Below are 24,876 nucleotides of genomic sequence, written 5' to 3'. Positions count from 1 at the left end.
CCCTCCGGCCCGGCTACGGGCCCGAGTAGCTCGCGACTCCGCTCGCGGTGCCGATGTAGCGGGCGCCGTGCGCTCCGTCGACCAGTGCGTGCACCTCGGGGGAGGGGAGCCCCTCCGCCGGAGTGAACAGGGTGACGATGTCGCTCGCCACGTCGTAGCGCACCAGTCCGCCCTTCGTTCCCGCCCACAGCACGTCGCGCGAACCGGTGTCCGAGGTCTGCCGCTCGAAGAGGAGCGTGCGCACCTCCTCGTCGGCAAGCTCCCAGGGCGCGTCGCGGAGCTGCGGCCCCGGCTGCCCGAGGGCGCTGAAGCCCCTCCGCGTGCCCGCGAACACCTGTCCCTCCGGGCCCACCGTCACGGACAGCACGTCCTCGTCCGGCACCGCGGGGGCCACGTGGAGCACCACCGCGACAGAGGCGAGCGCGGGCTCGAACATGTCGTCCACGTGCACGGTCAGCTCGGCGAGCCCGTCGGACGTCGCGGCCCAGGCCTTCACCTGCGTGGCCGTGGAAGCGGGCGAGAGGACCACCTGCCGCACCTCGCGCCCCTCCAGCAGGCGGCGGCCGACGAGGGTGCCTGGATGGCCCCCGGCGGAAGGGGCGCTCGCGCGGGAGAGGACGAGTCCCCGGGCCGTGCCCAGCAGCAGCAGGTCGGGCGACTCCAGCGCCGCCACCGACGTCACCCGGTCATCCGCGGCGCCCAGCGGGCCGCCCGTGAAGCGGGTGCACGTACCACTCACACAGCGGTGGACGCCGCCGCCGTCCGTGCCCACGAAGAGCACCTCTCCGTCCGTGCCGCGCAGGGTGAACAGCGCCCGCGCCGGCGCGCTCACGCTCAGGGTGCCCGACGGCGGCTGCGTGCTGAACACCGAGGCCGACACGCCGTCCACGTAGCGCAGCGCGCTCCCAGCCATCGTCAGCGCCACCGCGGGCGCGCCGCCATCGCTCACCGTCTCCACGAGCCGCGTGCGCCCCACGGGCATCACCGTGAAGGAGGCCGCGGCGCGGCCTACCGCCCCGTCGCGGTCCACGGCGCGCAGCACCACCGTGTGCCGGCCGGCCTCGGGCGCGCCGAGCGTGGCGATGGGGCTGTTGCCCGTTCCCAGCTCCAGGGGGCCGTTCAGGCTGTCCAGCCACGCCAGCTCCGCGAGGCTCCCCGGCGTTTCCAAATCCCTCACGAAGCCGGTGGCGAGCACCGCGCGGTCCTCGCGGCACGGTGCCTCGAGGCAGTCCGCCCCGTCCTGCCGCACGCCATCCACCCGCACCTCGGGCGCCCCGTTCACCGTCACGGCCACGGTGGCGGCGCAGGCCTGGCCCCAGGGGTCCGTCACGGTGAGCGTCAGCACGTGCGCGCCCTCCGAGGTCAGCCGCACGGTGGTGGCGCTCGCACCGGTCGCCAGCGCCCCGTCGCGCGAGGACGTCCACGTGAAGCGCAGGTCACCCCGCGGGTCCTCCGCGTCCGCGGCCGAGCCCTCCAGCGCCAGCGGCCTTCCGGCGTTCACCACGCTTGCAGCCCGAGGCGCCTGGATGGAGCAGCCCGTGGGAGCCGAGTTGACGATGGCGCGCACCTGCCGCGTCGCACAGCCGCGCAGCGTCGCGTCCTCCGGATCCACCGCGCAGGCGGAGAGCACCTGCGCGCCCGCCACGGTGAGGAGTCCTTCCACTTCGTTGCCGGTGCCCAGCGGCGTGGGTGAGGCGCTGGTGGACCAGGCCGGCTCCGGCGTCGCGCCCGTCTCCGGGTCCACGCACCGGGCACGCAGCACGCTGGCCGAGCCCAGCAGCAGGCGCGCGTCATCGAGCGGCGCCTCGATTTCGCACCACGGCGGCAGGTTGGTGACGAGCCGCACACGCACGCTGTCGGTGGCGGTGTTGCCCAGGCCGTCCACGGCCCGAGCCGTCACCGTGTATTCGCCGGGGGTGGTGAAGGTGTACGTCGCGGACGGGCCGGCGCCGAGCGCCATGCCACCCGGCTCCACGGTCCACTGGATGGCGCCGTCCAGGCTGCCCGCGCCACCGTCGGTGTTGAAGTCCCTCGCGGTGGCCCGGAAGACGAGGGTGGAGGCGAAGGGCGCGGGCTCTCCCGTCTTCACGTACACCGCCTCCTGCTCGGGGCGGGTGATGAGCACCGCGGGCGCCAGGGTGGCGCGCACCGTGACGGGCACGCTGGCGCTGGCGCTGTCTCCGGTCTCCGGGTCCTTCGCGGTGCAGGTGAGCGTGTCCTCACCCGCCACGAGGAGCGCGGCCTTCACCACCTCGCCCGAAGGCAGCGGCCCGGTCAGCTCGGACGTCCACTGCACCGCGTTGCCCGTCAGGTGCACTCCGCCCACGGTGACGGCCTGGCACTCCAGCTCCAGGAGCTCGCCCAGGTTGAAGGTGCTGCCCGGCGCCGGCCGGACGAGGGTCGTCACGGGCGCGCCACGGGTCAGCACGTTCAGGCGGAGCGAAGCGCTGGTGACCTGTCCGCCCGAGTCCACCACCGTGGCCGTCAGCGTCTGCTCACCGCCCTCCTGGAAGGTGGCGCGGGTCCGCGCGCCCCGCGCGAGCTGTCCCTCCCGCGAGGACACCCAGAGGACGCGCTCGGCCAGAGACTCGCCGTCCTCCACGTCCTCCACGGTGGCCTCGAGGTCCACCGGCTGTCCCACGCGCAGGGCGGCCGAGTCCTGGGGCCGGAGGATGCGCAGCGCGGGCGGGGCGTTGGGCGGAGGCAGCGGAGGGGGCTGGGACGTGTCACAGCCCCAGAGGCTGGTGAACCCGAGGGCCACGAGGGCCAGCCGGGCGAGCCGGCCACGAGGGCGGGGCAGGGACGTCACGGTTCAGCGCCGCGGCCGGCAGACGCGGCCGGCGGCGGAGTCCTCGCAGAGGAAGGTGCCCGGGCACTCCCGGTCCGTGGTGCAGGGCACCGTGCACGCACCCTCCACGCAGAGCCCGTCGGTCAGGCCCTGGTCACGGCACCGCGCGTCCCCGTCACAGGGCGTGTTGAGGGCCGGCAGCGCATGGCAGCCCTCGAAGCGCGCCGCGTCCGGAAGGCACCGCCCGCCCTGGCAGGTGAAGCCCGAGTCACACGTGCTCGCGCCGGAGTCCGAGCCACACGGCACCACGCACGCCGAGACGCCCTCGGGCAGCTCCTGGCAGCTCGAGCCCGCCTGGCACTTCCAGTCCCCGTCGCACGCGGCGCACTGCGCGCCAGGGCCCTCGCAGCGGAAGCCGACGCAGGAGAGACCCTCGCCGCACTGCGAGTCCGCATGACACTCGACGCACTTGTTGTTGGGCGCGCACACGAGGCCATCCGCGCAGCCCGTCACCACGCAGCCGCGGTTGACGTAGTCCTCGGCCGCCTCCAGGTCGACCTTGATTTCCTTCTTCTCTCCCGGCCCCACGCACGCCTCGGCCTGGAGCATCGGGAAGCCGGTGGCGGACACCGCCACCGAGTAGCAGCCGTCCGGAAGCGGCCCCACCCGCAGGCGCCCCTCGGAGTCCAGCTGCAGCCGCTGGAAGGGCGTGCCCACCACGGACACCTGCGCGCCCGTCAGCAGCTCACCGCCCTTGGACTTCACCCGCATCTCGAAGAAGCCCGCGTCCTTCGGGGCCACACCCTTCACATCGATGGACTGCCCACCCTGCACCGTCACGCCCACGCGCGTCGCCTTCTCGGCGGTGGCGACGATGAAGAGCTCGGCCGGGCCCGCGGGCACGCCCTCCAGCACGAAGCGCCCCTCGGCGTCCACGTTGCTGCGCACCCCGGGCTGGCCCACCAGCGACACCAGCGCGACGGCGGCGTCGTACTCCGTGAGCTGGCCGCGCACGGTGCCCACCCGGAACGGGTCGTTCCGCAGGTTGCCGCACGCCCCCATGCCCAGGGCGACGAGGGCGGCCATCGTGATGTGAAGAGTCGAGCGCATCAGAACCGATACCCCACACCGGCCCAGCCGCCGGTGAAGCCCACGGCCTGTCCCTGCCCATCCACCACCACATAGGTCAGCATGAGCTGTGCCTGCGACATCAGCTCCAACCGTTCCCCGACCCGCCACACCAAGCCACCCACCACGCCGGGGCTGACCGTGAAGAAACTCTGGCCGCCGGCGAAGGCCTCCACGTCAAAGGACCGCCCCAGATAGAGAGCGGCCACACGCGGGCCCGCGAAGAGTGTGAATCGCTCCCACCGCCACAGGTACGGCAGGGCCGCCCCGGCGGTGAAGGTGGTGTAGCTGAAGGGCACCTCGCTGCCCGGCGCGATGACGAGCGCCTGCCGGCCGGTGCTGAAACCCACGTCGAAGAGCAGCCCGAAGTCCTGCAGCGGCCGGTCCTCCAGCCGCAGCGATAGCGCCACCTCCGGCGCCCGGGGCAGCAATTCGTTGCGGCTGCGAGCATCCGCGAAGGTGAACATGCCGCCCAGCAGCGACAGCGAGCGCCTCGGGAAGGCCTCCGACAGCAGCCGCTCCAGCGGCAGCCGCTCTCCGGCGCCCACGTCCACCTCGCGCCGCACCAGCACCGAGTCGCCCTTGGTCAGCTCCACCGTGCGCTTGCCGGGCACCACCGCCGTGCCGCCCGGCAGCTCCGTGCGGGGCTCCCCGTCCACCTTGAGGGTGAAGCCGTCCAGCCGCGGGTTGTAGGAGAACAGCTCCGGCCGGCCCGTCCGGGCGATGCTGCCCGACAGCACCACCGGGTCCGCGCCCACCTCGAGGATTTCCGCCGAGGGGCGCTGCCTTCCTTCCGTGAAGGCGAAGGTGCGGCGGCGCGCGTAGTCATGCGCCTCCGTGGCGGTGACGGCGCCGTCCACGTTGCGGTCCGCCGCGCCGCCCAGGCCGTCGATGAGGAAGTGGGTGTAGATGTCGTTGCGCAGCCCCTCGTCCTCGCGCGCCGTCTCGCCCCAGTCGCAGGCGGCGAACACCATGGACGCGCGCGACGACTCCTCCAGCGGCCGCGCGTAGAAGCCCGACTTGATTCCGGCCAGCTCCGCTTCCAGCTCCTTGGGCAGCAACGACTTGCCGCTGCCGCTGTGGCAGGTGGCCAGCACCAGCAGCCGCCGCCGGCTGGCCAGCCCGTCGAACTCCGCCTTCAGCGCGTCCATGGAGAGCGCCGTCTGGGGAATGGAGCGGTAGGCCGAGTCGCGCGTCACCAGGTAGCGCCGCAGCTCGCCCTGGTTGTCGCGCGCCAGCGTGCCGTGCGCGGAGAAGTAGACCACCACCACGTCATCCGGCCGGTGCGCCTCCTTCTTGAGCTGCCGCAGCGCCGCGAGGATGGACGCGCGCGTCGTCTCCTCCGGGCGGGTGAGCACGCGCACATGGTCGAACCGGCCGCGCGCCGGGTCCTTCAGCGCCTCCGCCAGGTCCGCGGCGTCCTTGGTGGTGTAGCGCAGGCCTCGCCAGTGTGGGTCGTCGAACTCGGAAATGCCCACCAGCAGCGCCATGCGCCGCGGGGTGTACGCGCTGGACAGCGCCTCCTCGTCGAGCCGGAGCGGCACGAGTCCGCCCTTCTCCAAGGAAGTGGGGCCCGTGCACGAAGCCAGGCCCGCCAGCAGGATGGGAAGAAGGCGCCTCACACTCATGCGGTCAGCGGCGATTCTGACCGCTTCGGACGCTGACGTCGAACCGCGTCACCGCCAGCCTGCTTCGCTCCCGCGCCGCGCTTCCACCCACCAACACTTCCCGCACCGCGTCAGGTGACGGCTCCTGTCCACCCGCCGAGCCCACGAGCCACAGCGTCACCGGTCCGGACTCGCCCTCCAGGCTCACACCGGCCAGCCCCTGCGGCCCTTCCAGGTCATGCGTCCCCGCCTCCAGCGGGAAGCGGCCGAGCAGCTCGGGCCCCTGGCCGGCCCGCTGCTGGAAGAGCAGGGCGGTGCCGGCCTCGGTGGCGTGGTAGCGCAGCAGCAGCACGTCCGACTCCGCCACCGCGGACTGGGGGTCCAACCGCCGGAGGGCGCCGTCCGCGCTCCGAGCCACGACGGCCAGCTCCAGGGCGATGGTGCCCGCGGGGCCCTTGACACCGTCCCACTCCGTGCCGGCCTGCACCGCCGGGTCCTCCGCCCGCATCCGGGGCACCACCACCACCGCCAGGAGGCTCGCGGCGATGGCACCCGCGACCAGCCCCCAGCGCCGGATGTCGGGCCGGTTTCCCTTCATCCCCCGGCGCACGCGGGCCAGGCCCACCTCGTCCAGGGGGGCGTCCTCCGCCTTCTGCGCCGTCGGGCCCACCCCGAGCAGCAGCGAGTCCACCTGCCCGTCGAGCAGGTCGGGGCCGGAGTGCGTGGCGAGGAAGGCCTCGCACGTGTCGCACGGAGCGGCCAGGTGCTCGCGGAAGTACGCCACCGCCGCCGGCTCCCGGCGGGACAGGGCGCTCATCGCGTCGGCATCCAGGTGTTTCATCACGTCTCACTCCCACCGACCGGCGAGCACCCGCCGGAGCAGCTCGCGCTTGATGCGGGACCGGAACCGCTCCAGCCGCATCGTCACCGCGCTCTTTCCCACGCCGAGCTTCTCGGCAATCTCTCGAGCGGACAGCTCGCCCTCAATGTAGAAGAGCTGCACCGTCCGCTTCTCCTCGCCCTCCGGCAGCTCCGCGATGAGCCGCCGCACCACCTCGATGTCGCGCTCCAGCTGGAGCGCCTCGGGGATGTGGGGGACCGTCTCCGGCTCCGGGTCCGCCACGTCGTCCTCCAGCCGCCGCGTGCTCGCCTTCCGCTCCAGCCGCGTCCGCGCCCGGTTCCGGGCAATGGACAGGAGCCACGCCTCGAACGCCCCCGCCTCCTTCAGCCGCGGCAGCGCCCGGAACGCCCGGACAAACGTCTCCTGGATGACATCTTCCACCTCGTCCGGGTCCAGCGGGGCAAACCCCGCCACCAGCCTCGCCACCATGGGGCGGGAGCGCCGGTATAGCTCGCTGTAGGCGGACGTCTCCCCCCGTGCCGCTCGCCTTACCCACTCCGTCAACCCCTCCGAGGAACCCACCTGACCTCCAGACCCGCGGAATCCTCCGTCGGCCACGCATCCGGGAAAAACCCGCCGGTTGCCCGGGGAAGCAGCCGGACAGTCTCCTTCACGCTGGCCCCAGGGGGGCCACCAGGGGGAAGAATGCCGTCCCGGGCGTTCATTTTCCAAAGGACACTGCCATGCGCGTCATCAACTTCAACCCCGGCCCCGCCGGACTCCCCCTTCCGGCCCTCGAGCGGGCCCGGGACGAGCTGCTCGACTTCCAGGGCTCCGGGATGTCCGTCATGGAGCACAGCCACCGGGGCAAGGAGTACGAGGCCGTCCATGAGGAGGCCATCTCGCTGCTGACCGAGTTGCTCGGTATTCCCGCCACCCATCAAGTCCTCTTCCTCACCGGGGGCGCCTCGCAGCAGTTCGCCCAGGTGCCGATGAACTTCCTCACCCCGGAGACGAGCGCGGACTACCTCATCACCGGGGTGTGGAGCGAGAAGGCTTTCGACGAGGCGAAGTACTACGGGAAACCCCGTATCGCGGCCACCACGGTGCAGCCGGACAAGCACTACACGCGCGTGCCCCGCCAGGACGAGCTGAAGCTGGACGCCAAGGCCGCCTACGTCCACATCACCACCAACAACACCATCTACGGCACGCAGTGGCACACCCTCCCGGACGTGGGGAGCGTGCCGCTCGTGGCGGACATGAGCTCGGACTTCATGTGGAAGCGCATGGACGTGAGCCGCTTCGGGCTCATCTACGCGGGCGCGCAGAAGAACCTGGGCCCGTCGGGCGTGACGCTGGTGCTGGCCGACAAGGGCTTCATCGCCCGCGGCCGCAAGGACATCCCCAAGTTCTTCCGCTACACCACCCACGCGGAGAACAACTCGCTCTACAACACGCCCCCCACCCTGGCCATCTACCTGGTGCGCAACGTGCTGGCGTGGATGAAGAGCGTGGGCGGCCTTGCCCAGGTGGAGCAGTGGAACCGGGAGAAGGCCCAGGTGCTCTACGGCGCCATCGACCGGCACCCGGACTTCTACCGCGCCCCCGTGGAGCGCGAGTCCCGCTCGGTGATGAACGTCGTCTTCCACCTGCCCTCGGAGGAGCTGAACGCCGCCTTCGTCGCCGAGGCGAAGAAGGCCGGCATGGTGGGACTGAAGGGGCACCGCACCGCGGGAGGCATCCGCGTCTCCACGTACAACGCGGTGACGGTGGACAATGTGCGCACCCTGGCCACCTTCATGGAGCATTTCGTGAAGACGCGCGGGTAGGCTGCGTCCAACCCCACGGATGTTCCAACCGGAGGTCTCATGAAAGCCACGCTGTCCGCCGTCGCGCTGTCCCTGATGCTCGCGGTCCCCGCCTTCGCCAAGGAGGTTGCCGGCGTGAAGTATCCGGAGACCGCCACCGTCGAAGGCAAGGAGCTGAAGCTCAACGGGGTGGGCCTGCGCAAGAAGGTCGTCTTCAAGGTCTACACGGCGGGGCTGTACGTGGAGAACCCGTCCCAGGACGGGGCGAAGCTCATCAGCGCGGACGAAATCAAGCGCGTGCGCATGTACATGCTGCGCGACCTGGACAAGAAGACCATTACCGACGCCATCGGCGACGCCTTCAAGAAGAACGCAGGCTCGAAGATGGCGGAGCTCCAGCCCAGGCTGGACACCTTCAACTCGGGTGTCACCGACGTGAAGAAGGGTGACGAGCTCATCCTCACCTACGTGCCGGGCCAGGGCACGCGCGTGCAGAGCAAGAGCGGCAAGGAAATCACCGTGGAGGGCAAGGACTTCGCGGACGCGCTCTTCTCCGTCTTCGTGGGGAAGAATCCGGTGGACGGCGGCCTCAAGGACGGGATGCTCGGCAAGGACTGAGCGGCCCCTTCACGGACGCCCGCCTCCGGGCGTCTTCAAGCGACTGGCGCCCCGTGTCTCCGCGCGAGCCACGGGGCGCCGTCGTTTCGGGGCCCGGGCGGCAATCCCCCGACACTTCACCCGTAGCGAAGACAGTGCCCGGCTGCACCGGGGTGTCGGGTCTGATAGCACCCGGTGGCAAAGGAGGATGTGATGGGTATCTGCGCGTGGCTGGTGCTCGGAGGACTCGCGGGCTGGCTTGCCAGCATGATCAAGGGCACCAATGCCCGGATGGGGCTGTTCGCCAACATCGCCACCGGCATCGTCGGGGCCATGATTGGCGGGTGGATTGCCAACCTGCTAGGTGGCCGCGGGGTGACGGGCTTCAACATCTACTCGCTGGCGGTGGCCACGGGAGGTGCCGTCCTCCTCATCTCCCTCATCCAGGCCATCCGGAAATAGGGGGCCTCAGAAGAGGCTGAGCTGGGGCGAGGGCGGTGGCTTGCGCTCCGGGCGCCGGAAGGTGTCCGGGGCGTCGGGCTCGGTGACGGAAGAGGTGCGGATGCCGGCCTTGCGCGCCGCCGTGTGGAAGAGGCGGTGGATGGTCTCCGCGTAGAGCCCCTCGCCGCGCATGCGGTGCTTGAAGCGCGAGTCGGTGAGCTCTCCGCCGCGTGTCTCGCGGATGCGGTGCAGCACGCGCTCGGCGCGCAGGGGCAGCTTCGCGCGCAGGCGCTCCTCGAAGACTTCCTGCACGGGGCCGGGCAGGCGCACCAGGGTGTGGTGCGCGCGGGTGGCGCCGGCCTCGCGCGCCGCGGCCAGCACCCGGTGGATGTCCTCGTCGTTGAGCCCCGGGATGATGGGGGAGACGGACACCGCCACGTCGATGCCAGCCTCGGTGAGCCGCTGAATCGCGAGCAGCCGCCGCTTCGGTGAGGCCGCGTACGGCTCCATGGCGCGGGCCAGCTCCGCGTTGTGGAAGGGCAGGCTGATGCTCACCCAGAGCCGCGCGTCCCGGGCCAGGCGCTGGAGCACGTCGATGTCCCGCTCAATCAACACGCCCTTGGTGATGATGCCCACCGGGTTGCGGTACTCGGCGCACACCTCCAGGCAGCCGCGGGTGAGCCGCAGTGATGCCTCAAGCGGCTGGTAGCAGTCGGTGACGCCGCTGAAGACGACCGTCTCCCCCTTCCATGACGGCTTCTCGAAGGCCTCGCGCAGCAGCTCCGGGGCGCGTGGCTTCACCACCAGCTTCGTCTCGAAGTCCGTGCCCGCGCCCATGTCGAGGTACTGGTGCGTGGGCCGGGCGTAGCAGTACGCGCAGGCGTGCAGGCAGCCGCGGTACGGGTTGACGCTCCAGGTGAAGCACACGTCCGGGCTGTCGTTGCGCGACACCACCTGCCGGCTGTGGTCCTCCCACACCTCCAGCTTCGAGGGCGGAATCTCGTCCAGGTACTCCACCGCGGTGCTCGCCCAGGGGTTGGGCGGATTGTCGACGGGGCGGGCCTTCACACGCTCACGGTGAGCCTGAATGCACGTTCAGTCAAGGAGAGAAGGGCCGGAATTATGAGGGGCCGGCAGCCAGGGAGCGTGGCGACACATCCACCCGGGCGTCGAGGAGCTCCGCCGAACCGGGAGCCCCGTTGCCGAGCGCCAGCATGCCGTCCGTCATCCAGTGCTCGTCCCGAGGGTTCGACTCCATGCCCCACTGGAGCAGGAGCGCGCGCAGCGACACCCCGTCCACATGCCCACGGGGGACCTCGCCCTGCTCGAGCCCGGCCGGCTTCTGGACAGCGGCCGTTTACCGGGGCAGATGTGCGCACACCGATGGCCTCCCGTCCGCCCTCCGCGCGAGCCTCGTCCATCCGGACGCAGAAGACGAAGCAGCTCCCATCCGGCGCCCGGCGCGTCGTGGGGAAGCGCTCCGGTTCGGGGTGGGGGCGCTGGGCGCTCGGCGGGTGGCTGCTGTTCGTCCTCTGGCTCAGCGCGGGGTACGCGCGGCTGCCCGACGTGAGCCCCCTGCGGACGCAGAACCCGCGCACCACCGCGCTCATGGCGCAGCGAGCCGAGGAGGCGCTCGAGGCGGGCAAGAAGCCCCGCGTGCGCCAGGCATGGGTGTCCCTCGGCGCGGTGGCCCCGCATGTGGTGGACGCCGTGCTGATCTCCGAGGATGCGCGCTTCTACCAGCACGGGGGCGTGGACTGGACCGAGGTGGAGAACGCCCTCGAGCAGTCGGTGCGCGAGGCGCGCCTCGGGCGAGGCGCCTCCACCCTCACCCAGCAGCTGGCGAAGAACCTCTACCTCTCCACGGACCGCAGCCTGCTGCGCAAGGGCAAGGAGCTGCTGCTCGCCCACCGGCTGGAAGCTCACCTGTCCAAGCAGCGCATCCTCACGCTGTACGTGAACGTCGTGGAGTGGGGAGAGGGCGTGTACGGCATCGAGGCGGCGGCGCGCGAGCACTTCGGCACCTCAGCGCGAGCGCTCAGCGTGGCGCAGGGCGCGATGCTCGCGGGCATGCTGCCCGCCCCGCGCCGCTGGCTGCCCGCCCAGCGGCCCGAGGCCCTGCGCATCCGCGCTGGCGTCATCCTCGGGAGGATGGAGCGCGAGGGCCGCATCAGCGGGGCGCAAGCCCGCGAGGCCCAGGCCGAGCTCTCGCGTTTCTTCGGCGTGCCGCCCGCGCCCGGCTCCGTGGCGGAGGCCAGCACCCGGCTACCCGCGGGGAGCTGAGCCGCCATCCCATGCCTTGCCTGCACAGACGCTGGGGCGCAGGCCCTGACGGTGGCCTTGGGGCGTGAGCATCCTCTCGGGGTGACTGGATTCACCCGAGCAGGAGTCTCAGCATGGCCACATCCATTCCCGACACGATGAAAGCCGCGGCGCTCGACCGCTTCGGTGGTCCGGAGGTCATCGGCATCAAGACGCTGCCTGTTCCCCAATGTGGTGACGATGAACTCCTCATCCGTGTCGACGCGGCCGGGGTGGGCGTCTGGGATTCCTGGGAGCGAGAAGGGGCGATGGTCGACATGATCGAAGGAGGCCCGCGGTTCCCCTACGTGCCCGGCTCCGACGGCGCGGGGGAGGTGGTCGCCGTTGGCAAGGACGTGAAGGACCTCAAGGTGGGGGACCCTGTCTATGCCTTCGCGCTCGGAAGTTCCAAGGGCGGCTTCTACGCGGAGTTCACCGCGGTGAAGGCGAAGCACGCAGCGCGGATTCCCAAGGGAATGAAAGTGGAGCAGGCGGCCTCGCTCGCGGTGGACGGCATCACCGCGCTTCGCGGGCTCGAGGACCACCTCAAGCTCGAGTCGGGGCAGCGCCTGCTCATCTACGGCGCCAGCGGCGGGGTGGGGCACATCGCGCTGCAGCTCGCCAGGCGGATGGGGGCGAAGGTGCTGGCGGTCGCCTCGGGGAAGGACGGGGTGGAGCTGGCCCGTCGCCTCGGCGCGGACGCGGTCGTCGAGGGCCACCACGGAGACATGGAGAAGGCCTGCCGCGACTTCGCGCCGGACGGGCTCGACGCGGCGCTGACGCTGGCGTGCGGTGACACCTGCCAGACCGCACTGAAGCACGTCCGCAAGGGCGGCCGCATCGCCTACCCGAATGGCGTGGAGCCGGTCCCGGAAGGCCCCGAGGGCATCGAGGCCATCGCCTACGACGGCATCCCCAGCAAGAAGATCTTCGAGCGGCTCAACGAGCTCATCGAAGCGGGGCCCTTCCACCTGGAGGTCAGCCACCTCTACGCGATGGAGGAGGCCGCCCGGGCACAGCAGGAAGTGCTCAAGCACCACGTGGGCAAGTTCGCACTGCGAATCCACTGACGTGGCGCCAGGCGCAAGGGGCGTGCTGATGCACGGAGGCAGGGGAGGGCTGCTGAGGGGCGCCTTCGGCCAGGCCCTGTCTGTCTGACGGATGCAGGTGGCCCCTGAGGAGCCGGCGCGCGAGCGCTTCAGCCAGGCCCTGAAGGTTGACCCGGACTTCCTCTCTACTCTCCCGAGGGAGATCACAGAAAGTGCGGGAGAGCCGAAGAACTGGGGCCGATTCCACAGCATCGACGCCTTCAACGACAAGGCTTCGGCCGTTCGGTGGTGCATCCCGCCCGGCTGGCGCGTGCGGCTCTACGACGACTCGAACTACGCGGGCAGCTACAAGGACTTCATCGGAGACGGAACCCTCCGCGAGGTCAACCTGAACAGCTGGAGCTACGGCGACAAGGTCTCGTCCGAACGCTGGCTGGCGTTCTGAGCAGAGCGCTCTCGCGGAAGGACACGCTCGTCGCGGCATGGAGAAGCGGCGCGGGCCCGCCATTGTCACGGGCCCGCGCCTCCTGGATTCACGCCGTTGGCCTGGCGCGGTCACACCTGACCGCGCCGGGCAAACTCCTCTCGCGGCTCAGAGCTCTTCGGCCGTGAGCGGGCGCGGCCCCGGAACGGACTTGGATACAACCGAGCGCCTCCCCGCCGCGTCGCGAACCAACATTCTCAGCACCACCTGCCCTCCTCGGAACGACCCGACCCCGACGTGCAGGCGGAAGTGACCGACGGTCGGATCCACCGGGTCGAGCCAGCCGTTGAAGTAGACGTTGCCGAACTCCGGCGGGTTCATGTTCACGACCACGGATTCGCGTTCCGTGCCATCGGGGAGGTTCCAGAAGATGTCATCCTCCAGCCGCAGCCCGAACATCCCGCCGGTGTAGTTACGAGGCGGGTAGTAGCCCCCCACCTCGTAGGCATCGCCTGGGCCTCGCGTCGCGATTTCACGCCTGCCGGGGACGGTGGTGGGGATGAACACGCCGGGCGCGAACCAGCTCATCGAGATGTACACGCCATTGCCTTGATCCAGGGCCTTCATCAACCGCAGCGAACCAGCCACGAAGACGGCGGCCCCCATGATGAATGGCGCCGCGGGGCCGGTCACCGGCCCGATTGAGGCGGCGATGGCATTGAGCGGCTCAGCCACGCTCAGGAAGTCGCGCACATTCTGGCTGCTGACTTCGATGTTGAAGCCCCAGAAGTAGGTGCGGACGATGGGATTCCCCGTCGCGGCGCGCTGTGCGGTGGAGCTGGCGTGGCTCTGCGCCTCCTCCGTCGGGCTCGCGATGACCGACCCCCCGTCGACCTTCACGGAGTGCGCATCGGATTCGACAGTGGAGAGGTCCAGCGCTGGGAAGAGCCGTTTCAGCTCGGCGCGCACTTCTGCCCAATTGCCTTCGTTGGATTGCTGCGTGTTCATGGTGTTGTTTCCTGTCGGTGTGTTGTCTGCCATCGGTGCGATGGGCGAGATGGTGAATGGACGCTCGTTCTCGAAGTCGGACATGCCCTCACCGAAGGTGAGGTAGCCAGGGCTCTGACTCGGGGGCATGGTCCTTCCAATGTGTTGCCAGAACGCGCGGTGGCTTCCGCGAAACTGCCCGCTACTCCAGACCTCCTTCAGGTTGCTGGTAAAGAGACCGTTTCCCTGTCCGTCAGCTGAGAGCTGCTCGTCCTGGCAGCCCGAGAGCTGGATGACCGCCGCTCGGACCCGTTCTCGAGGATTCGGGGGTATCTCCCGGGTGAGCGCCTGGTATTGACTCGCATGCTGGCGCAATACCCGTTGCCCGAACCCTGACTCGCTGGGAGTACGGAAGAAGCAATTTGCGCCCACGTACTGCGAGGCCACCGGGCTTGCCCCGGCCAACTGGCGGTAGGTGGCCGTCCGCGCAACCGAGCCGCTATGGCAGCTGTCGGAGATGAGCAGGACGCGCACTCCGCCGGAGAAGGCCGACAGCGCGGCATACAGTTCGTCGTCCAGCAGCATGCGGTCGAACAAAACCCAGGTCTCGTCGAGCGCGTCGGATTCGTCTCCGCTCTCGTCCGGTACCTGGGCGCCATGTCCCGCGTAGGTCAGCAGGAACGTGTCGCCGGGGCGCAGCGTGCGCGCCGCGTCGTTGATTGCCGCGATGACAGCGGGCGCGGTGGCCTCGGCGTCGAGGCAGATCCGCGAGCGGAAGCCGGTGGCTTGCGCGATGGCCCCCATGTCTCGCGCGTCGTTGTGGCAGCCACTCAGTGGGAGCGGGCTGCCGTAGTGTGCGGAGTCGACCGCGTTCAATCCCAGATGGAGCGAGATGCCGACGGGCATGACGAGTCCTCCCGCGACAACTTCGACAACACCCTTTCCTGGAGCGTGGCCCGGACCTCATCCCGCAGTGTTCATTGATTTTTATCATCATGTGATTCTCTGACATATTCCCCTCGAGCATCGATTCACAGTGGCCCGCCTCAACCTCTGTGTCATTCCTAGACATAGAGTGCCGACTTGGAGGACGTGATTCGCGAAATCTTAACAAGGCGTGTCATCAGAGCCGATGTCTCGAATGATCGACGCTCCCGGCCGCGCATTGTGTGCCAGCCGCTGGGGGAAATAATCAGACAATGCCGGCTGGAGTCCGAGCTGATTCAGTCTCGGGCCTCGAACTGCTGGCCCACCTTGGGGCGGCGAACGTGGCAGCGAGCGCCAGGATGGACAAGCCTGCATGGACGCCGACGGACGGCTCGCAGGCTCCTGACGGATGCCCATCAACCAGCCGGTTTGCTCGCCCATCAGCAGACGTGCGCGTCAACAGGACACGTCCCTACGCCGCGAGTAGTCTCCTCGCGAGAGGGGCGCACCGCCTTGTTTCTCCGCGAGGAACGTCATGCAAGCGACAGGACGCGCTCCGGCTGGGCGCGGCAAAGTTCGTGGTGTCAGCGAGCCCGGAGGAGCTGGTGGCGCAGGCGAACCGGCTGGACTTCATCCTCGACACCGTCTCCGCGGCCCACGACGTCAGCCCGTACCTCCGGTGCCTGCGCCGGGACGGTCACCTGGTGCTGGTGGGCTTCCCGGCGAAGCCGCTGGAGGTGCGCGCCCTGTCACGCTTCGTCATCGACCTGAAGAGCCTGGAGGGATTCGCGGGCAGCGCCAGGCCACCCCTTGGATGAGCTCCCCACATCCCCCACACGTACGGGGCATGAGCATGCTCGAACCGAGCGAGCGGGCTCGGGAGCGCCGAAACTATACCGGGGCTCCCACAGCCTCGCTGTAGTAGGTTGGCGCGAATGGTACGAACTCCCGTGCTGGTGTTGATTGGGTTCTTCATCTTCGCCTCCGCCGACGCCTCCGCCGCGGCGCCAGATGCTGGCACCGCGAGGTCCGTCGAGGAGGCCTCGAAGCGAGTGGAGCGCACTCGCGCTGCCCTCGCGACGGCCGTTCAGCGCATCGAGAAGGAGCCGCCGAGCAACGCGGACCTCGACGCTGCCCTCGCGGCGGTGGAAGCGCTGAAAGATGCGCTCAATGCGGGAGCGAGCTTCGAGACGGAGGATCTCGAGTACGCCAAGACTGTCCTGGCGGCACGGAAGCAGCTCCGGACGCACCGCGAGTACGTCGAAGAGCGCCGGGCCAAGGTCCACATCCACGAGTTCCGCCGGCGCATCGACGGCGCGCTCGCGACCCTGAACGGGCGCATGGCGAAGCTCGCGGAGAAGGAGCCCGGCCCCAAGGCGATGGACGATGCCCGGGCCGCGGTGGAGGCGCTCAGGAAGCTGACGGAGGAAGGCCGGCCCCTGACGAACCAGGATCCGAAGTTCGCCACGTACGTCACCGAGGTCGACGCGGCCATCGCCCGTCACGAGAAGACCCTCGACGAACGGTGGCTGCAGCTGTCGGCACAGAAGCAGCGAGGGCTCCTGGACGAGAGCCGCAAGGCACTGTCCACCGCGCTCGCCGAGCTGGGCAAGGCCTGGTCGGACGAGAAGTTCTCAGCCGCCGACAAGGCGGCGGCGGCGCTGCAGAAGCAGCTCGAGGAGGGCAAGCCGCTCGAGGAGCGCGACAAGGCGTATCGCGCGGAGGCGGAGAAGGCACGAGCCGAGGTCACACAGGCCAGGCGCCGGATGGAGGAGCTCGTGGCGCAGGCGGGGGTCTCGAGGGTCAAGGCGGAGGTGGGGCCTGCTCATGAGGAGCTCTCCGTGGCCGCCAAGGCGCTCCGCGCGAGGAGGCCAACGTCCGAGCAGCTCGCCGAGGCCAAGACCGCGGCGTTCGTCGTCCGGAAGCTGGTGGAGAAGTACGAGCCGCAGGCTGCGCGGAGCCAGGCGATCGGCCAGTACCTCGCCGAGGTGAAGAACACGCTCGTCGAGGTGGAGGTGGCACTCCAGGTCCGCGGCCTCGATGCGGCTCGCGCCGACGTCATGCAGGCCTTGCGCAATATCGAGAAGCGGGCTGCGACCGCCGAGCAGTTCGAGGAGGCGAAGACGGCGCTGGTCGTCCTGGAGAAGACGCTCGAGACGGTTCACGCGAAGAACCCCGCCATCAGCGGAGCCGCCGCCGAGGCGCGTCAGCTGCTCAGGGACGGGCGGGCGACGATGGAGCGGCGCCGGTACGAGGTCGATCTGCAGCAGCAGCGCGTGAAGGTCGACGAGGCGCGGAAGAACGCGGCGGCCCTGGTCACCCAGCTCCAGAAGGAGAAGCCCTCGGAGGCGCAGCTCCTGGAGGCGGAGAACGCGGTCAAGCAGATCGGCGTGGTGCTGGAGGCTGGCGCCCACTTCGTCAAGAAGGATCGCGACTACGCGATATACGCCAAGGAGACGAAGGAGCGCATGGCGGAGCTGAGCGAGCGCATCACCCGGCGGAAGATCGTGCTGTCCGCGGCGGACGCCCGCGCTCAGCTCGCCGAGCGGCTGGCCACGACGAAGGAGAAGCTCGAAGCCGCGAAGCCCGTCTCGTCGACCGATGGCGACGTCGAGACTGCCTCGAAGAGCGTGGACGAGGTCATGCAGATGCTCGAGGCGCGCGCGGAGTTGGAGCGGCAGGACGCGGGCTACGCAGCGTACGCGGAGCGGGCGCGCGCCGAGTGGCTGAAGCTTGTGGAGGCGCTCGAGCTCGCGCGGCAAGCGCGAGCGTTGCGCCGGATGACCGGTGAGGCCCTGGCCGCCGCCAGCGTGGCGTCGGAGGCGGCCGCGTCGTCCGCGGACCTGCGCAAGAGGAAGGAGCTGTACGCGAGCGCGATGGAGAAGCTCAAGGCCTGCCAGGACGACGGCGCCAGGATGGTGAAGGAGAACGCCAGCCTCGCCACGGTCGACGTGCTGGTTGGCGGTGTCCCCATCCGGCCCCAGGAGGTGATGGCTCAGTGCGCCCAGCAGGCAACGGCGCTGCAAGAGCCACAGAAGAGGGCCGACGTGCAGCTTCGGTTCCACGAAGGCCCGAAGAAGGCCTACGACTCGGCGAAGTCGCTCCTCTCCAAGGGGCGCAAGAACGAGGCGCTCGCGCAGCTCAACGAGTGCATCGCGGAGGGGCGCATCCTGGAGAACCGGTATCCCGACTTCAAGGAGCAGAAGTTCGACGTCGGCGGCACCCGCCTGAGCGTCCTCGAGCTGATCCAGGTCTGCGTGAAGGAGCGCAAACCGCTGCAGCCGGCCCCTTGACGAGCCGGAGGCGTTGCGCGCAAGGGGGGCACCAGGCAGCCCACTCACTGGTGCCGGACGGCGTCTTCGTGCCGTGGGAGGACGGCGTGCGCTTCGAGCCAGCTGGCGCTGGTCCCCCTTGCTTCGTCGCATCCTGATTCCCCGGCTCGAGGCGAAGCGGTTGGCACCATGGGGACGGCCCTTCCCCGAGGGAGGCTCCTACGTCCGGGTGGAGCTCCTGTGGTAGGGTGGGCGCCGATGAACACTGCGGTCGAGGGCTTCTTGCCGTGGGCGTGCGTCGGGGAGGCGGACCGCTCTCTCCAGGGCGAGGTCTGAGCCATGCGCGCGCTGGCGCCGGCCCAGGCCGCCCCCGCCGCAACGCAGGACACGCGCTCGGCCATGCCAGCCAACGCGTCGGCCCGCGGCCCCGCGCCCGAGCTGCCCGCCCCGGGTGCCAGCCTCTCCTGGGACTTCGGCCGCATCCCCGTCCACGCGCCCCCGCCGGGCACGCCGCCTCCTGACCCGCGCCGCGGCGCCGCACCGGAAACCCGCGCCATCACCCCCACGCCCGCCTGGGATTTCCGGCGCATCCCCGTCCACGCACCTCCTCCGCCGCTGCCGCGCGCGGTCGCCCCGCCCGGCCACCCCGCCGAGGCGCGCGCCGACGCCGAGGCCGGGTGGATGCGCGACCGCCAGCGCGGACCGGGCGCACCGCTCCCCGAGCGCAGCGCCCTTGCCGCCGCGGCGGTCGCGCCCGCTCGCCCGGGCACCCTCATTCACGAGGGGGCCGTGGTCGACCAGATTGGCGCGGCGCTCGGCGCGCGCGGGTTCAGCTTCGGCGGGCACGTGTTCCTCACCGGCGAGGCGCGCGCGAGCGCCGACCTGCCGCGCATCCTGGGCCACGAGCTCGCGCACGCGCGTCATGACGACCCGGGGCTCCTCCACGCCGACGGGCAGGTCCCGACGATTGATGAGTTCATCGCGCACCCGCCGCCCTCGCGCATGTTCGCGAACATCGGGGAGCTGGTGTTCTACCCGGTGGACTCGGCGGAGTTCGTCTACCCGGCCGACCCCCGCGTCCTCTACGCCATCGCCGCGTTCCGCCTGACGGGCGAGCGCTATGACCCCGACATGGTGCGCGCCCTCCAGGCCGCGGCCAGCGCGGCGGGCGGCACCGTGACCGGGCTCCCCCCGCAGCGCTCCGAGCGGGCCCGGGTGGATACGCGGATGGCCTCGGTCTACATCGCCACGCTGCGCACGTGGCTGCGCGAGCATGGCCGGGACGAGGCGCTCGACATCTCGGCGGAGCAGGAGCGCCTCATCGTGGCGGGGCGGGCGTTTCCCCCGCCGGAGCCCATCCAGCAGGCCGCGGCCCGCGCAATCGTGCGCCGCCGCCTGGACATCCCGTTCGACCTGCTCCAGGGCAGCCTGGTCGGCATCGTCCCCCAGTACGGGCGCGAGCTCTGGCCGTACGTCGACGCGGTGGTCGCGTGGGAGGGGCACCAGGACACGGCGCACGCGAATACCGCGGCCGAGCGCCTCGTGGACCTGCTCGCCGCGTTCGCGCCCATCACCCGCCTGCTGGACCAGGTGCGCCAGGACGCCGCCCTCCAGGGGCACGCCGCCTACGAGCTGCTCTTCCCGCCGAACGACGATGACACGCGTCGCGTGGATGCCCGCCGGGTCGTCGCCTTCCATACGTACGTGCCCACGCAGCCGCGCGGATTGCTCGACCGGGCGCGGGCGGGCTCCGAAGGGCGGAGCGAGCTACTCGACGGGTTCCTCTCCTACCTGGGCCGCGTGCCGGCCGGGCAGCGGGGGAACACCGTGGTCACGGAAACGCCGAGCCGGGTGAATGCGCCCCCGCTGCCGAGCCGGATGACCGTCTACCCGGCGCTGGAGCCGCCCCACTTCGACGCGGCGCTCAACGCCGTGCACCACTTCACGATGGCCATCCAGTGGCCCGACGTCTACGAGGCGCTCGGGAACGCGTTCGGGGGGTGGACCTACGAGTGGGACCTCATCAAGGTGCGCGAGAGCGACATCGCCAACCTGCCGGAGGCCGCCGAGGCGGAGGGGCGCGCGCCCAGCTTCTGGGACCCTCTCGCGACCGAGCTCGCGCGCGACGTCCGCTACGCGGGTGAGGACATGGCGCGGGTGCGGCGGGACCTGGGCGCGCTCGAGCTGCGGCTGGGCCCCCCGGGCATGGGGGCGGAGACCCTCGTGGCCGCGAGCGCGATGGTCAGCACGATTGGCACGGTGGTCCGGAACGTCATCAGCGAAGTCACGATGCCTCGGAACGAGGAGCGGTTCGCGCTGACCGAGGGAGGGCTCCACATCGTGCGCTGCCGCGCGTCCCCGCGGTTCGACGAGGACCGCGAGGAGTCGAGCTTCCGCCGCGCCACGAGCGTCGCCTGGCTTCCGTTCTGGGCCCGCACCGCGCAGTCGATGGCGGAGCTCCGCACCGCCGCCGAGACGCGCAGCCTCACCGAGGGCGAGGCCCGCCTCGCGGAGCTGGAGAGCCTCCTCTCGAATCCCGACGAGTCGCTCCCGAACCGCGCGGAGCTCATCACGGAGCGGGACGCGCTCCGGCGCAGCCTCCACGGCAGCATCGAGGCCATCCTCCAGGCGCGGCTGCGCGACCTCCGGGCGCAGAAGGCGCGCATCGACGCCCGCACCCCCGCCCCCGGCGAGGAGGGGCTCACCTCCGAAGGGGTCGCCCAGCAGCTCACCTCGGTGGAGCGCATGCTCGCGATGCGGAGCGCCCGCACGACGGTGACCTCGAACCGCCCGGTCCGCCTCGTCGGCACGCTGGTGACGGACGTGGGCGACCCCATCCACCTGCTGCTCGAGGCCGCGCGCCTCGACGACAGGCGAGACCCCCGGCGCGCGCACTGGACGGTCTCCGACCTGACCACCGAACGGAGCGGCTTCGAGGACGCGTGGTCCGACGGCTCCCACGTTCGCGACAACCCCAACCACGACGCCATCCTCAACGCCATCCTCGAGATTCTCGAAGGCCAGAGCGGCTACGGGGTCGGCTACCTCTCCGTGTTCCTTCCCTCGGACACGTCGGGCGCCGTCGCCACGCCGTCGTCGGGAGGGGTGGCGCGTACGGTCCGCGTCGCGCGCAGCCTGGCCACGATTGCCGTCAACGCGGTCGAGAACGTGACGCAGCTCATCACGATTGCCGCCATCGTCGCCGCGCCGTTCACCGGCGGGGCCTCGCTGGTCCTGCTCGTGCCGGTCGGCATCGTCGGCGCGATGCCGTCGGCCTACCGCCTCTACCACCGCCACGAGATGGGCACCCTCCGGGTGGACGCGCAGACGGCGATGGAAATCGTCGACATCGTGGGCGCCGTGGTGGGGCTCTCCGAGCTTGGCGCGGGCATGCGGGTGGCCTCGCAGGCGGGGCGCGGCGTCACCCGCTCGGCGCTGCGCTGGGCGCGGGTGCAGGGCGCCCTGTGGATTGTCGGGCTCGGCTCCGACGGCCTCGGCATGGTGATGATGGGCACGGGCCTCCTCGACCAGCTCGCGGCGCTCGAGGGGCTCCCCGCCGGCATGCGCGCCGCGCGCGCGGCGGAGATTCTGGGCAATGCGCTCCTCCAGGTGGGAATCCAGGCGGGCGGGGCGCTGGCGTCGCGGCGGCACGCGGAATCGCTGCAGGGCACGCTCGGGGAGGGGGCCGCGGGCGCGCGGCCGCGTATCGAGGACCGGCCGCGCGGCGTCACCACTGGCATCGATGCCGACATCCCGAGGCCGCTGCAGGCCTACGTGAGGGAGAGCGCGGACCTGCCGACCGGCGAGGTGCGGGTCGTGTACGAAAGCCGGGACGGCCTCGTCGACGCAGGCTCGGTGCATGTCCTCGTCGGCCCTGGCGCCGCGCACAACATCGCGGCCCACCTCCCCCTCGTGAACGCGCTGCGCGGCTACTCCGGGGTGGCCGGGCGCATCCGCCGGGTGATCAACCGCCTGCGGCGCTGGCTGACCGGCCGCTCCGCGCCCGAGCCCGGCTCCCAGCTGTTCGAGGCCCGGCTGGAGCTCGAGAAGCTCGACCGGCTCGTCAGCCAGCGGCTCGAGGCCCTCGCGCGCACCCGTGACCCCGGCGCGGTGGAGGACCTCGTCGCCGACCTCGGCCACCTCGACGCCCAGGTTGCCCGCCACGAGGCGACGATACGCGAGGGCATTGACGCCGAAGGCCGCGGCTACGTGGCGGTCGAGGGCGGGGCCGTGCGCGACGCGAACCGCACCGCGGCGCTCGCGGCCGGCTACCCCGAGCCTCCCGCCGGCCACTTCTACCGGCGCCGTACCAGCGGGGAGGGCTTCGACCTCGTCGCCGACCCGCTCTACACGCGCGGCTCGGACTGGGTGCAGTACACCGTCGTCCGCGAGGGCGGCCACCCGGTGCTCGTGCGCGCGGGGAGCGCTTCGGACATCAACAGCGCGCTCGCCCAGCGCGCCGGCTACGACCCGCCGCCGCCGGGCCACCAGTACCTCCGCGAGGGCACCGGCTGGCAGCTTCAGCTCATCCCGGGCGCGACCGAGCAGTCGATGCGCGTCGTGCACGGCCCTGACGGCCGGCCCCTGCGCCGCGACGGGCGGATGGTTGTGGAGCCGCGCCCGCGGCGGGGCACGTTCGAGACCCGCCAGGCCTCCGCGGGCATCACGCACCCCACGGGCGACTACGCCCCCCTGGAGACCGCGCTCACCGGGCGCGGCGTGCGGGACGACGCGACGTCCCGCGGCATCCTCCGGCAGTGGACGCCCGCGCTCGAGGTCCTGGACGGAATCGCGGAGGCGAACCCCGGCCAGAACCTGCGGACCGGCGCCGAGACGGCCGCGCGCGCCACCGCGCACCTCTCCCAGGGGTACGGCGAGGCCGCCTACGGCCAGTTCCGCCGCACCCTCCGGAGCGACGAGCTGGACGTCATCACGGGTAACGGCACCGCGACGCCCGCCGTGCAGCGCGACCGGCTGGACCTGGTGCTCGCGCAGCAGCCGGACAACGCCTCGGCCGGCGCCCTCTTCACCGGCTGGGTCAACCGGCGCCTCCGGGGAGGCGAGGGCACGCTCTCGATGACCTCGCTACGCGACCGTGAGCTTGCCCTCGGTCACTGGAACGGGGCGGACCGGTTCGCCGACACGGCCGTGCGCCTCTCCGAGACGCAAGGCGGGCAGACTGTCACCCGCGAGTTCCTCGGCGAGAACAAGCTCGGCGGCTCCTATGACCCCGCGCAGTCGCTCGGGTACCACCAGAACCTCACCGCGAACGGCGGCGAAGTCGTCGCGGTGAACGGGGCCCGCTACGCGGGCGTCGTCTACATCTGCGAGAGCCAGCGGAACGCCTCGCGCATCGTCGCGAACCTCGACGCCGAGGGCCGCCACCCGAACATCCGCGTCGTGTACGTCGACGCCGACGGGAACCTCCAGCCCGTGCCGCGTGCCGCCGCGGCCGCCCGGCCCGCCGCGGCCCCGCCCGCCACCCCCAGCACGGGCGGCACCGAGGAACATTGATGCCCCGCTACCCGGAGAGCCTCACCATCGAAGCGCAGCTCATCGCCTCCAGCCTCGAGGAGGTGGCCGCGCGGGCGCGGCAGACGTGGGAGGCGGCCGGCCTCCCGCCGCTCGTCGCCTGGGGGATGGACGCGCGCGCGCGCCCGCCTACGCCCACGCCGCCACCCGACGCCTTCGGGCAGGGCGGGCTCGCCTTCGAACTCCCGGACGGCTGGGCTGGGGTCATCACCCCGGTGGGCCCGAGCGGCACGCGCTTCAACCTCCGACTTCCCGTGGACGTGAAGCGTGACGCCGTCCACCTCATCCCGGCCACCGTGGCGGCGGCGCGCCGCTGGATTGGCCTGCTGGGCGTCGGCACCGGCATCGCGTCGATGAGCGTCCTCCGGGGAGTCGGTGCCAACTGCCTCCCCATCGCGCCCCTCGCCGCTCCCGACGCCATCCTCGTCCTCGTCCGGCGTTCCCGCGTCGAGGAGGCCTATACCTCCGTGGAGGCCTTCCTCGCGGCCTGGGAGCACGTGGAAGAGCGCGACGGCTTCCTCCTCGTGTCACGCGGCGAGGCAGCGCTCGACACCGAGCGCTGGCTGGAGGCCGCCGGGCCCTCCCAGTGGGCGCTCGCGCGCGCCGCGCGCGCAGGGCGGACCACCTACCGCCCCGCGACCCCGCTACCAGAAGAAGAGCCTCTCTACTTCGCCGGCACGGAGACACTCCGCCCCGCCGGCTATGAGCCCGACACCGGCGTCCTCACGTTCGCCGCCTGGACCCCTCCGGGCACCCACCCCCACGGCTGGGAGGTCTACAACCTGCTCTCCTTCCTGCGCGAGGGCGTGGTGCCCGACGGCCGCCCCCTCCGCGAGGTCCGCGTCATCTTCCCCGACGAGGCCGCGGCCCGCAGGGAAGCGCGCCCGCTGTCCGACATCGGGGCCCGCGTGTACTTCACGGGCCCGGACGGAGAGTTTCACGCGCTGGAAGAGGGCTGACCGGGGCGTGGCTCCTCCTGCGCGTCCCGCGCTGCCTTCCCCCTCGGGGCACGAGGCAATTCCCCTCCCTGGTGCCGGCCCGGGGGCTGGAGGCAGGCTTGAGGGTATTCAGCCGGGAGCTGCGAAGTGGCGGTGGCACCCGCGTAGGGGACGCGCCATGACGGCCTTGTCAGGAACGGACGGGGCCGGGCTCTCGTCTTCAGAGGGAGCGG

17 protein-coding genes are annotated in these 24,876 nt (G+C 71.2%); 10 read left to right on the top strand and 7 right to left on the bottom strand.

Annotation, left to right across the window (positions count from 1 at the left end):
- Positions 1–13: 13 nt before the first annotated feature.
- Genes K8638_RS38955 through K8638_RS38935 form a run of 5 tightly spaced genes read right to left on the bottom strand, consistent with a single transcriptional unit; the run spans position 14 to position 6,946 of the window.
- Positions 14–2,809, bottom strand: coding sequence for a PKD domain-containing protein (locus K8638_RS38955; RefSeq protein WP_223759812.1), 2,796 nt, complete (start codon positions 2,807–2,809; stop codon positions 14–16).
- Positions 2,810–2,812: 3 nt separating this feature from the next.
- On the bottom strand, positions 2,813–3,898 hold the full coding sequence (locus tag K8638_RS38950) for a carboxypeptidase-like regulatory domain-containing protein (protein WP_223759811.1): 1,086 nt from the start codon (positions 3,896–3,898) through the stop codon (positions 2,813–2,815).
- Positions 3,898–5,538, bottom strand: coding sequence for a caspase family protein (locus K8638_RS38945; protein ID WP_223759859.1), 1,641 nt, complete (start codon positions 5,536–5,538; stop codon positions 3,898–3,900). Before K8638_RS38945 ends, K8638_RS38950 begins: the two co-directional genes overlap by 1 nt.
- A gap of 10 nt (positions 5,539–5,548) precedes the next feature.
- Positions 5,549–6,364: a hypothetical protein gene (locus K8638_RS38940; protein WP_223759858.1), complete on the bottom strand. Its 816-nt coding sequence runs from the start codon at positions 6,362–6,364 to the stop codon at positions 5,549–5,551.
- Positions 6,365–6,370: 6 nt separating this feature from the next.
- Positions 6,371–6,946 (bottom strand): sigma-70 family RNA polymerase sigma factor, encoded by a 576-nt coding sequence (locus K8638_RS38935; protein WP_223759810.1) that lies wholly within the window; start codon positions 6,944–6,946, stop codon positions 6,371–6,373.
- 161 nt (positions 6,947–7,107) lie between these two features.
- On the opposite strand from K8638_RS38935, the gene serC reads away from it, so the two are divergent.
- The 3 genes from serC (at position 7,108) to K8638_RS38920 (ending at position 9,234) form a co-directional block, all read left to right on the top strand.
- Positions 7,108–8,196: a 3-phosphoserine/phosphohydroxythreonine transaminase gene (gene serC / locus K8638_RS38930; protein ID WP_223759809.1), complete on the top strand. Its 1,089-nt coding sequence runs from the start codon at positions 7,108–7,110 to the stop codon at positions 8,194–8,196.
- Between the two features lie 39 nt (positions 8,197–8,235).
- Complete coding sequence (locus K8638_RS38925) at positions 8,236–8,793, top strand: chalcone isomerase family protein (protein WP_223759808.1); 558 nt, start codon at positions 8,236–8,238, stop codon at positions 8,791–8,793.
- Between the two features lie 192 nt (positions 8,794–8,985).
- The gene (locus K8638_RS38920) at positions 8,986–9,234 is read left to right on the top strand and encodes a GlsB/YeaQ/YmgE family stress response membrane protein (protein WP_223759807.1); all 249 of its coding nucleotides are present in this window, start codon (positions 8,986–8,988) and stop codon (positions 9,232–9,234) included.
- A 6-nt stretch (positions 9,235–9,240) separates the two neighbouring features.
- Here K8638_RS38920 and K8638_RS38915 read toward each other — a convergent pair whose 3' ends face one another.
- Complete coding sequence (locus K8638_RS38915) at positions 9,241–10,281, bottom strand: PA0069 family radical SAM protein (protein WP_223759806.1); 1,041 nt, start codon at positions 10,279–10,281, stop codon at positions 9,241–9,243.
- Positions 10,282–10,596: 315 nt separating this feature from the next.
- Here K8638_RS38915 and mtgA point away from each other — a divergent pair, with 315 nt between their 5' ends.
- From mtgA to K8638_RS38900, 3 genes are all read left to right on the top strand, one after another.
- A complete protein-coding gene (gene mtgA / locus K8638_RS38910) occupies positions 10,597–11,496 on the top strand; it encodes a monofunctional biosynthetic peptidoglycan transglycosylase (protein ID WP_223759805.1) in 900 nt (299 codons plus the stop codon).
- 113 nt (positions 11,497–11,609) lie between these two features.
- Entirely contained in the window at positions 11,610–12,584 is a 975-nt protein-coding gene (locus K8638_RS38905; protein WP_223759804.1) for an NADP-dependent oxidoreductase, read from the top strand.
- 97 nt (positions 12,585–12,681) lie between these two features.
- Positions 12,682–13,008 carry a hypothetical protein gene (locus K8638_RS38900; protein ID WP_223759803.1) on the top strand — a complete coding sequence of 109 codons (327 nt, stop codon included), beginning with the start codon at positions 12,682–12,684 and terminating at the stop codon, positions 13,006–13,008.
- A gap of 147 nt (positions 13,009–13,155) precedes the next feature.
- Here K8638_RS38900 and K8638_RS38895 read toward each other — a convergent pair whose 3' ends face one another.
- Positions 13,156–14,880 (bottom strand): caspase family protein, encoded by a 1,725-nt coding sequence (locus tag K8638_RS38895; RefSeq protein WP_223759802.1) that lies wholly within the window; start codon positions 14,878–14,880, stop codon positions 13,156–13,158.
- A 293-nt stretch (positions 14,881–15,173) separates the two neighbouring features.
- On the opposite strand from K8638_RS38895, the gene K8638_RS38890 reads away from it, so the two are divergent.
- The 4 genes from K8638_RS38890 (at position 15,174) to K8638_RS38875 (ending at position 24,664) form a co-directional block, all read left to right on the top strand.
- The gene (locus K8638_RS38890; protein ID WP_370644225.1) at positions 15,174–15,719 is read left to right on the top strand and encodes a zinc-binding dehydrogenase; all 546 of its coding nucleotides are present in this window, start codon (positions 15,174–15,176) and stop codon (positions 15,717–15,719) included.
- 117 nt (positions 15,720–15,836) lie between these two features.
- The gene (locus tag K8638_RS38885) at positions 15,837–18,194 is read left to right on the top strand and encodes a hypothetical protein (protein ID WP_223759800.1); all 2,358 of its coding nucleotides are present in this window, start codon (positions 15,837–15,839) and stop codon (positions 18,192–18,194) included.
- A gap of 318 nt (positions 18,195–18,512) precedes the next feature.
- On the top strand, positions 18,513–23,687 hold the full coding sequence (locus K8638_RS38880) for a DUF4157 domain-containing protein (RefSeq protein WP_223759799.1): 5,175 nt from the start codon (positions 18,513–18,515) through the stop codon (positions 23,685–23,687).
- Positions 23,687–24,664, top strand: a complete 978-nt coding sequence (locus tag K8638_RS38875) for a hypothetical protein (RefSeq protein ID WP_223759798.1) — start codon at positions 23,687–23,689, stop codon at positions 24,662–24,664. Before K8638_RS38880 ends, K8638_RS38875 begins: the two co-directional genes overlap by 1 nt.
- Positions 24,665–24,876 lie beyond the last annotated feature (212 nt).

Origin of the sequence: Myxococcus sp. RHSTA-1-4, assembly GCF_020037125.1 — a bacterium.
GTDB lineage: Bacteria > Myxococcota > Myxococcia > Myxococcales > Myxococcaceae > Myxococcus.
This window is presented reverse-complemented; position numbering and strand designations above follow the sequence as displayed.

Coding starts and splice junctions, on each gene's coding strand:
- K8638_RS38950 (WP_223759811.1), bottom strand. CDS start 3,898: ATGCGCTCGACTCTTCACATCACGATGGCCGCCCTCGTCGCCCTGGGC.
- K8638_RS38940 (WP_223759858.1), bottom strand. CDS start 6,364: ATGAAACACCTGGATGCCGACGCGATGAGCGCCCTGTCCCGCCGGGAG.
- serC (WP_223759809.1), top strand. CDS start 7,108: ATGCGCGTCATCAACTTCAACCCCGGCCCCGCCGGACTCCCCCTTCCG.
- K8638_RS38925 (WP_223759808.1), top strand. CDS start 8,236: ATGAAAGCCACGCTGTCCGCCGTCGCGCTGTCCCTGATGCTCGCGGTC.
- K8638_RS38920 (WP_223759807.1), top strand. CDS start 8,986: ATGGGTATCTGCGCGTGGCTGGTGCTCGGAGGACTCGCGGGCTGGCTT.
- mtgA (WP_223759805.1), top strand. CDS start 10,597: ATGGCCTCCCGTCCGCCCTCCGCGCGAGCCTCGTCCATCCGGACGCAG.
- K8638_RS38905 (WP_223759804.1), top strand. CDS start 11,610: ATGGCCACATCCATTCCCGACACGATGAAAGCCGCGGCGCTCGACCGC.
- K8638_RS38895 (WP_223759802.1), bottom strand. CDS start 14,880: ATGCCCGTCGGCATCTCGCTCCATCTGGGATTGAACGCGGTCGACTCC.
- K8638_RS38890 (WP_370644225.1), top strand. CDS start 15,174: ATGCCGGCTGGAGTCCGAGCTGATTCAGTCTCGGGCCTCGAACTGCTG.
- K8638_RS38885 (WP_223759800.1), top strand. CDS start 15,837: ATGGTACGAACTCCCGTGCTGGTGTTGATTGGGTTCTTCATCTTCGCC.
- K8638_RS38880 (WP_223759799.1), top strand. CDS start 18,513: ATGCGCGCGCTGGCGCCGGCCCAGGCCGCCCCCGCCGCAACGCAGGAC.
- K8638_RS38875 (WP_223759798.1), top strand. CDS start 23,687: ATGCCCCGCTACCCGGAGAGCCTCACCATCGAAGCGCAGCTCATCGCC.